This is a genomic window from Streptomyces sp. NBC_00683 (genome assembly GCF_036226745.1).
GTDB lineage: Bacteria > Actinomycetota > Actinomycetes > Streptomycetales > Streptomycetaceae > Streptomyces.
In genome coordinates, this window is record NZ_CP109013.1 from 2,353,996 (window position 1) to 2,367,738 (window position 13,743).

Annotated in this window: 10 protein-coding genes and 1 riboswitch; of the genes, 2 read left to right on the forward strand and 8 right to left on the reverse strand. The window is 70.9% G+C overall.

What is annotated here, in order from left to right; all coding sequences use genetic code 11:
* Positions 1 to 19: 19 nt before the first annotated feature.
* From OG257_RS10285 to OG257_RS10300, 4 genes are all read right to left on the reverse strand, one after another.
* Entirely contained in the window at positions 20 to 670 is a 651-nt protein-coding gene (locus tag OG257_RS10285) for a thymidine kinase (RefSeq protein WP_329206684.1), read from the reverse strand.
* A gap of 48 nt (positions 671 to 718) precedes the next feature.
* Entirely contained in the window at positions 719 to 1,906 is a 1,188-nt protein-coding gene (locus tag OG257_RS10290) for an alkaline phosphatase family protein (protein ID WP_329206685.1), read from the reverse strand.
* Positions 1,906 to 2,502, reverse strand: coding sequence for a DUF5998 family protein (locus OG257_RS10295; RefSeq protein ID WP_329206686.1), 597 nt, complete (start codon positions 2,500 to 2,502; stop codon positions 1,906 to 1,908). Before OG257_RS10295 ends, OG257_RS10290 begins: the two co-directional genes overlap by 1 nt.
* 61 nt (positions 2,503 to 2,563) lie before the next feature.
* The gene (locus OG257_RS10300) at positions 2,564 to 5,566 is read right to left on the reverse strand and encodes a GNAT family N-acetyltransferase (protein WP_329206687.1); all 3,003 of its coding nucleotides are present in this window, start codon (positions 5,564 to 5,566) and stop codon (positions 2,564 to 2,566) included.
* 161 nt (positions 5,567 to 5,727) lie between these two features.
* On the opposite strand from OG257_RS10300, the gene OG257_RS10305 reads away from it, so the two are divergent.
* Entirely contained in the window at positions 5,728 to 6,009 is a 282-nt protein-coding gene (locus OG257_RS10305) for an HPr family phosphocarrier protein (protein ID WP_329206688.1), read from the forward strand.
* 170 nt (positions 6,010 to 6,179) lie between these two features.
* Here OG257_RS10305 and OG257_RS10310 read toward each other — a convergent pair whose 3' ends face one another.
* The 4 genes from OG257_RS10310 to OG257_RS10325 all read right to left on the reverse strand — a co-directional run bounded on the left by OG257_RS10310 (position 6,180) and on the right by OG257_RS10325 (position 11,039).
* Positions 6,180 to 6,884 carry a GntR family transcriptional regulator gene (locus OG257_RS10310; protein ID WP_329206689.1) on the reverse strand — a complete coding sequence of 235 codons (705 nt, stop codon included), beginning with the start codon at positions 6,882 to 6,884 and terminating at the stop codon, positions 6,180 to 6,182.
* Positions 6,885 to 7,104: 220 nt separating this feature from the next.
* The gene (locus OG257_RS10315) at positions 7,105 to 7,893 is read right to left on the reverse strand and encodes a M23 family metallopeptidase (protein ID WP_329206690.1); all 789 of its coding nucleotides are present in this window, start codon (positions 7,891 to 7,893) and stop codon (positions 7,105 to 7,107) included.
* A gap of 12 nt (positions 7,894 to 7,905) precedes the next feature.
* Positions 7,906 to 8,073: riboswitch (cyclic di-AMP (ydaO/yuaA leader) on the reverse strand.
* A 192-nt stretch (positions 8,074 to 8,265) separates the two neighbouring features.
* Complete coding sequence (locus tag OG257_RS10320) at positions 8,266 to 9,648, reverse strand: M16 family metallopeptidase (RefSeq protein WP_329215012.1); 1,383 nt, start codon at positions 9,646 to 9,648, stop codon at positions 8,266 to 8,268.
* Positions 9,649 to 9,674: 26 nt separating this feature from the next.
* Positions 9,675 to 11,039, reverse strand: coding sequence for a M16 family metallopeptidase (locus tag OG257_RS10325; protein WP_329206691.1), 1,365 nt, complete (start codon positions 11,037 to 11,039; stop codon positions 9,675 to 9,677).
* A gap of 248 nt (positions 11,040 to 11,287) precedes the next feature.
* Between OG257_RS10325 and OG257_RS10330 the strand changes: the two genes are divergently transcribed.
* Positions 11,288 to 13,738 carry a DNA gyrase/topoisomerase IV subunit A gene (locus OG257_RS10330; protein ID WP_329206692.1) on the forward strand — a complete coding sequence of 817 codons (2,451 nt, stop codon included), beginning with the start codon at positions 11,288 to 11,290 and terminating at the stop codon, positions 13,736 to 13,738.
* The last annotated feature ends 5 nt before the right edge of the window (positions 13,739 to 13,743 follow it).

A 13,743-nucleotide genomic window follows, 5' to 3' on the forward strand; every position in this document is an offset into this window, starting at 1 on the left:
GGGTGGCCGTTGACAGCGTTCAGTCGGAGCCCACCGGCAGGACGTCCGGCGAGAGCGCGCCGGCGTGGACGGAGCCGCTCGTCATACGGCGACGATGGTGACGCCGGCACAACACCTCGTAGCCGACTTCCGCAGCGGGGCTGCTCACGTCACCGACAACGACCTGCTCACCTTCCACCACCATCTCGCCGCCCACCGTGCGGGCATTGTGCGTGGCACGCGCCCCGCACCAGCACAGCGCCTCCACCTGCAGCGTCTCCACGCGGTCCGCCAGCTCGAACAGCCGTCGCGAGCCCGGGAAGAGCTTCGTGCGGAAGTCGGTGGTGATACCGAAGGAAAAGACGTCCAGGTCCAGGTCATCCACGATGCGCGCCAGCTGGTCGATCTGCGCCGGCTCCAGGAACTGCGCCTCGTCCACGATCAAGTAGTCGACCCTGCCGCCCTGCGACACCCGGTCGACGACGTAGGCGTACAGATTCATACCCGCCACCGCCTCGACCGCCTCCGTCACCAGCCCGAGCCGGGAAGAGAGCTTCCCCTCCCCCGCCCGGTCATCCCGGGTGAAGTTCAGGCCCTGCAGCCCTCTCGCCGACCGGTTGTGCGCAATCTGCAGCGCGAGCGTGCTCTTTCCGCAGTCCATCGTTCCGGAGAAGAACACAAGCTCGGGCATGAGAAGTTGAGCGCCTTTCGGGTCGTACGTAGTGGGGTCGGGAGGGAGTTACGAGCGTACTTCGAGGAGCGGGACGAGTTGCTCCGCAGGGGTCAGCGAACCGTGCATGCCGGCCATCACGGACTCATGGGGCTCGTTGACCGACGCGGTGATCACCACGTCGTCGTGCGCGGCGGCCACCACGTCTCCGATCCTGCCACGGACCCGCTCGTCGATCCGCGGGCCGAACCAGCCCGCCGCGATCGCCTCTTCCCGGCTCGCCACCCAGAACTGCTCGCCGAGTACCTCGCGCCAGACGGTCAGGACATCGTTCTGCGCCCCGGGGACCGCGTACACATGACGGGCCCGGCCTTCCCCGCCGAGCAGGGCGACCCCGGCGCGGAGCTCCCAGTCCTCGTCGAAGTCGATCCTGGACTGCTCGTCGAACGGGATGTCGATCATGCCGTGGTCGGCGGTGATGTACAGCGCCGAGCGGGGCGGCAGCTGCTCGGCCAGTCGCCGGGCCAGCCCGTCGACATACATCACCTGGCCCCGCCAGGCGTCGGAGTCGACGCCGAAGCGGTGACCCTTGCCGTCGACCTCGCTGTAGTACGTGTAGACGAGCGACCTGTCACCGGCGGCGAGCCGCTCCGCGGCCAGGTCCATCCGGTCCTCGCCGGAGAGCCGGCCGAGGAACGAGCCTCCGCTGAGCGCGACCTTGGTGAGCGGGGTCTGCTCGAACGTGGGTGCGGAGACCTGGGCCGTGCGCACACCTGCCGCGTCGGCGAGCTGGAAGACGGTGGGGTACGGCTGCCAGACCTTGGGCTCGGTCCAGGGCCTCCAGCGGAGCTGGTTCATCAGCTCGCCGGTCTCCGGATTGCGCGCGGTGTAGCCGGGAAGGCCGTGCTCGCCGGGCGCCAGCCCCGTACCGACGGAGGCGAGCGAGGTCGCCGTGGTGGACGGGAAGCCCGACGTGATCGGGCGGCCCGTGCCGCCGCGGGACGTGGGGAGCAGCGAGTGCAGGAAGGGCGCCTCGTCCGGGTGTGCCTTGATCTGCTCCCAGCCGAGTCCGTCGATGAGGAAGACGCAGTTCCGGTCGGCGGGGGTCAGTTCCGCGAGCGTTGCCTCGAACCCGGGTACGCCCTGCCCCGCGGCGATCGTCGGGAGCAGGTCCGCGAGCGAGCCGCTGCCGTACTCGGGAACGGGAGCGCTGTCGAGAGCGAGCAGAACGGGGTCCTGCCAGGCCGGGTGGGCCATCAGCGGCCGGTCGCCGCGGTCGCGGCCGTTGCCTCGGAGAGGGCCTGGGCGAAGGCCAGGGTCTGGCGCACGGTGTCCGGTCCGTCACCGGCCTCGCTGACCCGCAGGCTCAGGTCGTCGGCGGTGGAACTGCCCGTGTAGCCGTGGTCGGCTTCGCAGTTGGGGTCGCCGCAGGCGGCGGGCTCGAGGTCGATCCGGGAGACCGCGCCCCAGCCGATGGTCAGGACGACCTCGCGGGGCAGGGTGCCGGGCACGTACTTCTCGGGGTCGGCGACCACGCGGCTGACCACGACGGAGGAGATCCGGTCGAGCTTGACCGACTCGGTGGACGTGGTGGCGTACGGCGTCGGGGAGCTGGTGTCGGCGGCCTGCTCGTCGGTGTGGCTGACGATGAAGCGGGTGTCCGTCAGGACCAGGACCGTGACATGGCGACGCACCTCGTTGGAGTCGAAGGTGGTCTCCTGGTGCACCAGGTACGACGCGACAGGCTCACCGCCGACGGCGGCCTCCACCGCCTCGGCCACGAGGGCCGGGTAGTAGCCGCTGCGCTCGATCGCCGCGCGCAGCCCCTGGGTCGTCGTACCGGTCTTTGCCATACGGACCATCCTACGGGGGGCCGGTGGCTGCCGGGGACGCCGTGGTGAGGTCCGGGGGCAGTCAGTAGCTGGGGAGTCTGCGGGGACCGAGATCGGTACGGGCCGGAGGCGGCGCGAGCCGGACGCTCGCCCCCAGGACGGTCAGGCCCCGCGTGGCGACCACGACGGGTTCCAGTGCGACCGACACCACCTCGGGATGGTCGTCGACCAGACGCGACACCCGCAGCAGGAGCTCCTCGAGCGCCGCGGTGTCCGCGGGCGCGGACCCCCGCCAGCCGAACAGCACCGGCGCGGCCCTGATGGACCGCACCAGCTCCGCGGCATCGCGGTCGGTGGCCGGTACGAGGCGGTGGGCCACGTCGCCGAGCAGCTCGGAGGGTGCGCCGGCCAGACCGAAGGAGAGGACGGCTCCCGCGGCGGCGTCGATCGAGGCCCGTACGACGGTGTCGACGCCGCGCGGCGCCATGGCCTGGACGACGGGCCGCAGCTCGGCAGGCGTGCCGAGCAGCTCGGTCAGTTCGCCGTAGGCCCGGCTCAGGGCGCTCTCGTTGGCGAGGTCGAGCCGGACACCGCCGAGGTCCGCGCGGTGACGGAGGTGGGGGGCGGTCGTCTTGAGTGCCACCGGGTAGCCGAGCCGCTCGGCGGCGGCGACGGCGGCCTGCGGGTCGAGGGCCGGGATGGCCGGCCGTACGTCGATGCCGTAGCGGCCGAGCAGTTCGGCTGCCTCCTCGTGGGTGAGCGGACGGCCCTTCGGGTCGGGGCTGGGGCCGAGCAGCGCCTCGATCAGGGTGGCCGCCCCCGGCTCGTCGATGGTCTCGTCCAGGAACTCGGGAATCTTCCCGGGCACGGCGGCCTGCCGCCGCCACTGCGCGTACTTCACGGCCTCGGAGAGCGCACGGACGGCACGTTCGGCGGCCGGGTAGGCGGGGATCCGCCCGGTCCGGGGCCGCTGGCCGGGCGCCTCGTCGGGGCCGTCGCCGCGTTCCGCGGTGCCGCTCGCCCCGGGCCCGGCGGCACCGTCCCGGCCGGTGCCCTCGCGGGCTGCCGTGCCGGTCCGTGACGCATCCGGCCGCGGCGCACCGGCTGCGGGCCCGTCGGGCTCCTGCTCGCCCTGCTCCCGCCCGGGGGTCGCCGGGGCGCCTGTCGCGTACGGGTCCGGTGCCGCTGTCCGGGATCCGCCGGCCGGGGTGGCCGTGCTCGCGGCCGCGGCCAGGGCCTCCGCCAGGCCGCCCATTTCGACGTGCACCACGGCGACCGGCTTGGCCGGGCCCGTGGCCGCAGCTTCACGCAGGGCCGCGGCCAGCACCTCGCCGTCGCCCGTCTCCGCTTCGCCGTTCTCTCCCACCCAGGGGATCGCGGTCACGATCACGGCGTCGCAGGTCTGGTCGGTGAGCGCCTCGGCCAGGGCGTCCCGGAAGTCCTGCGGCCCGGCAGCAGTCGTCAGGTCGCGCGGCGGGCGCGGGCGAAGCCCTTCGGCGAGGCAGGCGTCGTAGGTGAGGAGGCCGAGGGATTCCGAGTTGCCGAGGATCGCCACCCGGGGACCGGCCGGCAAGGGCTGATCGGCGAGCAGCAGGCCCGCGTCGACCATCTCCGTGACGGTGTCGACGCGGATCACACCGGCCTGGCGCATCAGCGCGGAGACGGTCGCGTCGGGGATCCGGCTGACGGGGACGGCGTGGCCGGGCGGGGTGGAACCGCTGTGCCGGGCGCCCTTGACGACGACCACGGGCTTCACGGCGGCGGTCCGGCGGGCGAGCCGGGTGAACTTGCGCGGGTTGCCGAGCGATTCGAGGTAGAGGAGGGCCACATCGGTGTCCTGGTCCTCGAACCAGTACTGCAGGAAGTCGTTGCCGGAGATATCGGCCCGGTTGCCCGCGGAGATGAACGTCGACAGCCCCGCGCCGCGCCGGTGCAGGCCGGACAGCAGGGCGATCCCGATCGCGCCGGACTGGGTGAACAGCCCGATGCGTCCGGGTGCGGGCGACGTGGGGGCGAGGGAGGCGTTCATCCGGACGGTGTCGGAGGTGTTGATGATGCCGAAGGCGTTCGGACCGATGATCCGCATTCCGTAACTACGGGCCTGCCGGACCAGTTCGCGCTGGCGCTCCCGGCCTTCGGCGCCGCGCTCGGCGTAACCGGCGGAGAGGACGACGAGGCCCTGGACCCCGTGCTCACCGCAGTCGGCCACGACCTCCGGCACCCGTTCGGCCGGGACGGCGACGATCGCGAGGTCGACCTGTTCGCCGATCTCGCCCACGGAGCGGTGCGCGGGCACACCGTCGACCGTGGCCTGTTCGGCGCCGAAGGACCGGTTCACCGCGTACGTGCGTCCGGTGAAGCCCGAGCCGAGGAGGTTGCGCAGCACCGTGCGGCCCACTCCGCCCGCGGCGCGGCCGGCGCCGACGACGACGACCGATCCGGGGGCCAGCAGCCGCTGCACGGAGCGCGCCTCGGCCCGCTGTTCACGGCCCCGCTGGACGGCCAGGGACGCCGCGGTGGGTTCGAGGTCGAGCGTGAGGTGGACGGAACCGTCCTCGAAGCTGCGCTGCTGGGTGTAGCCGGCGTCCCGGAACACCTTGATCATCTTGTTGTTCGCGGGCAGCACTTCGGCGGCGAAGCGCACGATGCCGCGCTCACGGGCGACCGCCGCGATGTGTTCGAGGAGCGCCGATGCCACACCGCGGCCCTGGTGGGCGTCCTGGACGAGGAAGGCGACCTCGGCCTCGTCGGCGGGTGCGGAGGCCGGTCTGCCCTGTTCGTTGATCCGGTCGAAGCGGACGGTCGCGATGAACTCTCCGCCGATCGTGACGGCCAGCCCCACCCGGTCGACGTAGTCGTGATGGGTGAAGCGGTGCACGTCCTTGGCGGAGAGACGTGGGTAGGGCGCGAAGAAGCGGTAGTACTTCGACTCGTCGGAGACCTGTTCGTAGAAGCTGACCAGCCGCTCGGCATCGTCCGTGGTGATGGGCCTGATCCTGGCGGTACCACCGTCGCGGAGCACCACGTCCGCCTCCCAGTGGTCGGGGTACGCGTGATGCGGACTCTGCTCCGGCGTGGGCTCCATGGGCAAAGCCTACGGCCGCCGCACCGGTCGCGGACGGATCGTTGCGCGGGCAGTCTGAGGGAGCCGATCGGCGGTGGCGGCCTGGCCGGAGGTCGGACACAGCAGTGCGCACTGCATGAGAGACTGGTCTAGACAACTATTGATTCGTGAAGGGCAGAACCATGGCTGAGCGCCGCGTCAACGTCGGTTGGGCCGAGGGCCTGCACGCCCGCCCCGCATCCATCTTCGTCCGTGCCGCCACGGCCTCCGGCGTCCCCGTGACGATCGCCAAGGCTGACGGCAACCCGGTGAACGCCGCCTCCATGCTCGCCGTGCTCGGCCTGGGCGCCCAGGGTGGCGAGGAGATCGTGCTCGCGTCCGAGGCGGACGACGCCGAAGCCGCTCTGGACCGTCTGGCGAAGCTGGTCACCGAGGGGCTCGAGGAGCTTCCGGAGACCGTCTGATTCCGCCCGTTCCGGACCGGAATTACTTCCACGACAAAGCCGCGGTATCCCCATCGGGAGCCGCGGCTTTCTCGTTTGCGGGAAGTCCCGGACGACCGCGAAGGCGGCCTGAATTCGGGCAGCAAAAAGAAAGCCCTCCCGAATTCCCTTCTTTGTATACGGCGCCATTGTTAATGCCGGACACCTGCGATGTTTACAGAATGTTGCGAAGTCCTCACCCGGGCCGGACCCGCCGTGCGGCCGGGCCGGTCCGTGCGCCGCAGCCGGTGGGCGGCGCTGGCCCGCTCGGCGTGCTGGGCCGCCAGCGCCCTGGCCCGTTCCGCGTCACCGCGCGCCACGGCGTCCACGATGGCGCCGTGCTCGGCCCAGGAATCGGCGGGGCGGGCCGGGTGCTCGACCGCGTACATCCAGGTGATCTTGTGCCTGAGCTGGGTGAGCAGCGCGATGAGGGCGGGGCTGCCCGAGGCTTGGGCCAGCGTCTCGTGGAACCAGCCGCCCAGCGAGCGCAGATCCTCCCCCTCGCCCCGGCGAACCCGCTCCTGCCCCAGCCTGACCAGGCCTCGGAGCACTTTGAGGTGTGCCTCGGTACGACGCTGGGCGGCGCGGGCCGCGCCCAGTGGCTCCAGGAGCATGCGGATCTCCAGGAGGTCGGCGGCCTCCTGCTCCGTGGGCTCGGCGACACAGGCACCGGCGTGCCGGCGGGTGACGACGAACCCCTCGGACTCCAGGGTGCGCAGTGCCTCGCGCACCGGGACGCGGGAGACCCCGTACCGACGTGCGAGCACCTCCTCGGTGAGGCGGCTGCCGCGTTCGAAGACACCGGAGACGATGTCGTCACGGATTGCCGTGCATACCGAATGCGCGGGAATGCGCATGTCCGAACCTCCGCCTTAATCCCCGCGAAACGCGGCCGATCGACGCCTGTTCTGTGACTCTATTGCAATCAGCCGCAATTTCCGATGGCGGAGCGGAATCCATGGATATCTGCCGGCCGACGAGTACTTCTGCGGAGGTTCGCAGCGGAGCGGTACGGGGCGGCACGACGAAGGCCCCGGCAGGTGCCGGGGCCTTCGCAAAGCTGTGCGGCAGGAGGTCTCAGACCTGGAGACCGTGTGCTCGGAGGTAGGCGACAGGGTCCATGTCGGATCCGTACTCCGGGGTGGTCCGCGCCTCGAAGTGCAGGTGCGGTCCGGTGGAGTTGCCGGTGGAGCCCGACAGGCCTATCTGCTGCCCCGAGGTGACACTCTGTCCGACGGACACGCCGATCGAGGAGAGGTGGCCGTACTGGGTGTACGTGCCGTCCGTCATCCGGAGCACGATGTTGTTGCCGTACGCGCCGCCCCAGCCCGCCTCGACGACCGTTCCGGCGCCGACGGCGACGACGGAGCTGCCGGACGCGGCGCGGAAGTCGATGCCGGAGTGGCTGCCGGAGGACCAGAGGGCACCGCTGGACTTGTAGCCGGTGGTCACGGAGGAGCCGGCGACCGGGAGGTGGAAGGAGTTCAGCCGGGCGCGCTCGGCGGCGCGGGCGGCGCGCGCCTTGGCCTCACGGACCTCCTTGGCGCGGGCTTCGGCCTTGCGCTTCGCCTCGGCCTCGGCCTTCGCCTTGGCCGCCGCTTCGGCCTTCGCCTTCGCCACGACGTCGGCCTGGTGCTGCTGCGCCTCGGCCTGGGCGTCGATCTGGGCGGCGAGAGTGGTGTCGATGGCAACGGCCTGGGTCAGACCGGTGACGGTGAGGGCCTCGGAGTCCGCGGCGAGGGCCGGGGAGGCCATTCCGCCGATGACGCCGGTGGTGGCCAGAGCCGCGATGCCGGCGGCCTTGGCGCTCCTGCGCGTCAGGCGGCTCGGGGCACGGTGCTTCCCGGTGGCACGGGTGAACGCCATGGAGGGGCTGATCCTTTCCTTCCTTCTCGCCTACCGGGTTAGCTGACGGGTTCGGAGCAGGAAGGTCTCCTACGGATCCCCCGCCTCGTACGAGACGCGGACATCCGATTCACCCCAGGGACTACGTGGGTCCCCGGCTCCCCAGGCTCGCGCCTGACGGGGACTCGGCGATGACTGTCCGGCGCCGCGGATGCGGCATACGTCTGGCGGACAGCCGAGCCGACGCTAGGCCGGGCGACTTTCAATCACCAAACGGACAGGTCGCTTTGTCGCACATCCCACAGGCCATACATGAACTTTCTCCACCAATTCAGACAAAAGGGAGAACCCCGGCGAGAACGCACTCGCCGGGGTTCGCTCTGCTCCGTTCCGTCAGCCGGTGACGACCGACACCTCGCCGATACCCAGCGCCCTGACGGGCTCCGCGATCTGCGAAGCGTCTCCCACGAGAACCGTGACCAGCCGGTCCACGGGGAACGCGTTGACGACCGCGGCCGTCGCCTCCACCGTGCCGGTCTCCGCCAGGCGCGCGTACAGCTGGGCCTGGTAGTCGTCCGGGAGGTGCTGCTCCACCTGGTCGGCGAGGGTGCCCGCGACCGATGCCGCCGTCTCGAACTTCAGCGGGGCGACCCCCACGAGGTTCTGCACGGCGGTCTCGCGCTCGGCGTCCGTGAGCCCCTCGGCAGCCAGGGTGCGCAGGACCTTCCACAGGTCGTCCAGGGCCGGCCCGGTGGACTCCGTGTCCACGGAGCCGCTGATGGCGAGCATCGCGGCGCCGGTCGCCCCGGACACGGATCCGGGTGCCGTCGAGCGCAGCACCTGGCCGAAGGCCCGGACACCGTAGGTGTAGCCCTTCTCCTCGCGCAGGACGCGGTCCAGCCGGGAGGTGAGGGTGCCCCCCAGGCAGTACGTGCCCAGGACCTGGGCGGGCCAGACGCTGTCGTGCCGGTCGGCGCCGATCCGGCCGATCAGCAGCTGCGTCTGCACGGCTCCGGGACGGTCCACGATCACCACTCGGCCGGTGTCGTCCGCGGTGATCGGCGGCACCGGGCGCGACTGGCCGGCATTGCCCGACCAGTCACCGATGGTGTCCGCGAGCAGCGTGTCCAGATCGACCCCCGTGAGATCGCCGACGATGACGGCCGTCGCGGTGGACGGGCGGACATGGGCGTCGTAGAAGGCGCGCACACCCGCGGCGTCGATCCGCCGGACGGTCTCCTCGGTGCCCTGGCGCGGACGTGACATCCGCGCCGTTGCGGGGAACAGCTCCTTGGAGAGCTGCTTGGCGGCACGCCGGGCGGGGTTGGCCTGCTCGTGCGGAATCTCGTCGAGCCGGTTGCCCACCAGGCGCTCCACCTCGCTCTCGGTGAAGGCAGGCGCCCGCAGCGCTTCGGCGACCAGGCCGAGCGCCTTGGAGAGCCGGGAGACCGGAACCTCCAGCGAGACCCGGACACCGGGGTGGTCGGCGTGCGCGTCGAGCGTGGCACCGCAGCGCTCCAGCTCGGCCGCGAACTCCTCCGCGGAGTGCTTGTCGGTGCCCTCGGACAGCGCGCGCGCCATGATCGTGGCCACACCGTCCAGACCCTCGGGCTCGGCGTCGAGCGGCGCGTCCAGGAAGATCTCCACGGCGACGACCTGCTGGCCGGGGCGGTGGCAGCGCAGCACGGTCAGGCCGTTGGGCAGGGCGCCGCGATCGGGCGCGGGAAAGGCCCAGGGCCTGGCCTCGCCTGCGGTCGGCTGCGGGTGGTACTCCATCGCTACTCCAGTCACGGCGGCGTCGGTCACTTCTCGGCCCCCTCGTGGTCGTCGGTGCTGCCTGCGGCATCCTCGGCCTCGTCCGCCGGCTCGACCGGCTCGTAGACCAGGACCGCCCGGTTGTCGGGACGCAGATGCGCCTGGGCGGCCGCCTGGACCTCCTGCGCGGTGACGTCGAGCACCCGCTGCACGGCGGTCAGGGCGAGCTGGGGGTCGCCGAACAGCACGGCGTACCTGCACAGTTCGTCGGCGCGGCCCGCGACCGTGCCGAGCCTGTCCAGCCACTCACGCTCCAACTGGGCCTGCGCACGCTCCATTTCCTCGGGCGTGGGGCCCTCGGCCGCGAAGCGGGCCAGCTCCTCGTCGACGGCCGTCTCGATCTGCGGCACCTCGACACCACCGGACGTCTTGACGTCCAGCCAGCCCAGGGAGGGCGCTCCGGAGAGCCTGAGCAGCCCGAATCCCGCGGCCACCGCCGTACGGTCGCGGCGGACCAGGCGGTTGTGCAGCCGGGACGACTCGCCGCCGCCGAGGACGGTCAGCGCCAGGTCAGCGGCGTCACACTCGCGGGTGCCGTCGTGCGGCAGCCGGTAGGCGGCCATCAGCGCACGCGCGGGGACCTCCTCGTGCACCACTTCGCGCAGCTGCTCACCGATGGTGCCGGGCAGCGTGCCGTCGCGCGGCGGCTGCTTGCCGTCGTGCGAGGGGATGGAGCCGAAGTACTTCTCGATCCAGGCCAGCGTCTGCTCCGGGTCGATGTCGCCGACCACCGAGAGCACGGCGTTGTTGGGCGCGTAGTACGTGCGGAAGAACGCCTGCGCGTCGTCCAGGGTCGCCGCGTCCAGATCGGCCATCGAGCCGATCGGCGTGTGGTGGTACGGGTGGCCCTCCGGGTACGCGAGGGCCGTGAGCTTCTCGAACGCCGTGCCGTACGGAACGTTGTCGTAGCGCTGGCGGCGCTCGTTCTTCACGACGTCGCGCTGGTTCTCCATGGACTCGTCGTCGAGCGCGGCGAGCAGCGAGCCCATCCGGTCGGCCTCGAGCCACAGGGCGAGCTCCAGCTGGTGCGTGGGCATCGTCTCGAAGTAGTTGGTGCGCTCGAAGCTGGTGGTGCCGTTGAGGGAACCGCCGGCCCCCTGCACCAGCTCGAAGTGTCCGTTCCCCTTGACCTGGCCGGAGCCCTGGAACATCAGGTGCTCGAAGAGGTGAGCCAGGCCGGTGCGTCCCTTGACCTCGTGACGGGAACCGACGTCGTACCAGAGGCAGACCGCGGCGACCGGGGTCAGATGGTCCTCCGAGAGCACCACGCGCAGGCCGTTGGCCAAGCGGTGCTCGGTCGCCGTCAAGCCGCCGGAACCGGCCTGGGCTGTGGCCGTGTGACCCATGGGCATGTACGTCCCTTCGATCGCGATACAGGATTTCCTGCCGGACCTGCCACTGTAAGCAAGCGCACCGGCACCTGGCGAAGTTCCCGATCGGTGAATGTTGTCGTAGATGGTGCCGTAAACAGGGGCTCCTGAGGGGCCCCTGAGACCACTTCGGACGGGTCGAGGTCGGCGTTGTCGGTGCGGCGGTCCACAATGGTCGGCGTCAGAACCTGAGGTTGCCCGACAGAATCTGTGAAGGAGTCGCAGCCGCGATGGCCCGCCGCAGCACGAAGACCCCGCCGCCGGACGACTTCGAGGAGAAGATCCTCGACATCGACGTCGTCGACGAAATGCAGGGCTCCTTCCTCGAGTACGCGTACTCGGTGATCTACTCCAGGGCTCTGCCCGACGCCCGCGACGGCATGAAGCCCGTGCACCGCCGCATCGTGTCCCAGATGAACGAGATGGGGCTGCGCCCCGACCGCGGCTACGTGAAGTGCGCCCGTGTCGTCGGCGAAGTGATGGGCAAGTTGCACCCGCACGGTGACGCGTCGATCTATGACGCACTGGTGCGCATGGCACAGCCGTTCTCGATGCGCCTGCCCCTCGTCGACGGACACGGCAACTTCGGCTCGCTCGGCAACGACGACCCGCCGGCCGCCATGCGGTACACCGAGTGCCGGATGGCCGACGCCACGTCGCTGATGACGGAGTCGATCGACGAGGACACCGTCGACTACCAGTCGAACTACGACGGCCAGGAGCAGGAGCCCGTCGTCCTGCCTGCGGCGTACCCGAACCTCCTGGTCAACGGGGCGTCCGGGATCGCGGTCGGCATGGCGACCAACATGCCCCCGCACAACCTCGGCGAGGTGATCGCCGCCGCGCGCCATCTCATCAGGCACCCGAACGCCGACCTCGAGACCCTGATGCGTTTCGTCCCGGGCCCCGACCTGCCGACCGGTGGCAGGATCGTCGGTCTCGGCGGGATCAAGGACGCGTACGCGGCAGGCCGCGGCACGTTCAAGATCCGTGCGACCGTCGCGATAGAGGACGTCACGCCGCGCCGCAAGGGCCTCGTCGTCACCGAACTGCCCTTCACCGTCGGCCCGGAGAAGGTGATCGCCAAGATCAAGGACCTCGTCTCCGCGAAGAAGCTCCAGGGCATCGCGGACGTCAAGGACCTCACCGACCGGTCGCACGGGCTCCGGCTGGTGATCGAGGTCAAGAACGGCTTCGTGCCGGAGGCCGTGCTGGAGCAGCTCTACAAGCTGACGCCGATGGAGGAGTCCTTCGGCATCAATAACGTGGCGCTGGTCGACGGGCAGCCGCTCACCCTGGGGCTCAAGGAGCTCCTGGAGGTCTACCTCGACCACCGCTTCGAGGTGGTGCGCCGGCGCAGCGAGTTCCGCCGGACCAAGCGCCGGGACCGGCTGCATCTGGTCGAGGGACTTCTCGTCGCCCTGCTCGACATCGACGAGGTCATCCGCATCATCCGGGACAGCGACAACTCGGCGCAGGCCAAGGAGCGGCTGATCGAGCGCTTCTCCCTGAGCGAGATCCAGACGATGTACATCCTGGACACCCCGCTGCGCAGGCTCACCCGGTTCGACCGGATCGAGCTGGAGAGCGAGCGCGACCGGCTCAACGACGAGATCGGCAAGCTGACGGCGATCCTGGAGTCGGACGCGGAGCTGCGCAAGCTCGTCTCGGCCGAACTGGCCGCGGTGGCGAAGAAGTTCGGCACCGACCGGCGCACGGTGCTGCTGGAGTCGGCAGGTTCGCAGGTCGCCTCCGTACCGCTGGAGGTCGCCGACGACCCGTGCCGGGTGCTCCTCTCGTCGACCGGTCTGCTGGCCCGTACGGCCAACGCCGACCAGGTCGTGGCGGCCGAGGACGCCAAGCGCACGAAGCACGACGTGGTCGTCTCGGCCGTCCCCGCGACGGCGCGCGGTGATGTGGGTGCGGTGACGTCCACGGGGCGCCTGCTGCGGTTGTCGGTGATCGATCTGCCGCAGTTGCCGGACACCCATGCGGCTCCCAACCTCTCGGGAGGGGCTCAGATCTCGGAGTTCCTCACGCTGGAGACGGGCGAGGAGCTGATCTGCCTCACCACGCTGGACGAGGAGTCGCCGGGCCTGGCGATCGGCACCCTGCAGGGGGTGGTGAAGCGCGTGGTGCCCGACTATCCGGCCAACAAGGACGAGCTGGAGGTCATCACGCTCAAGGACGGTGACCGCATCGTCGGCGCGACGGAGCTGCGTACGGGCGAGGAGGACCTGGTCTTCATCACGTCCGACGCACAGCTGCTGCGCTATCCGGCGGCGCAGGTGCGCCCGCAGGGGCGCCCGGCGGGCGGCATGGCGGGCGTCAAGCTCACGGCGGGGGCCGTGGTGCTCTCGTTCACAGCGGTGGATCCCGCGGTGGACGCCGTGGTCTTCACGGTGGCCGGCTCGCACGGCACGCTGGACGATTCGGAGCTGACCTCGAAGCTCACCCCGTTCGACCAGTATCCGCGCAAGGGCAGGGCCACCGGTGGGGTGCGCTGCCAGCGCTTCCTCAAGGGCGAGGACGTCCTGGTGTTCGCGTGGGCAGGCGCTGTTCCGGCCCGCGCCGCGCAGCAGAACGGCACACCGGCAGAGCTGCCTGCCCCGGATCCGCGGCGCGACGGCTCGGGCACGCCGCTGACGAGCCCGGTCTCCGTGATCGCCGGACCGCTGTAACACCC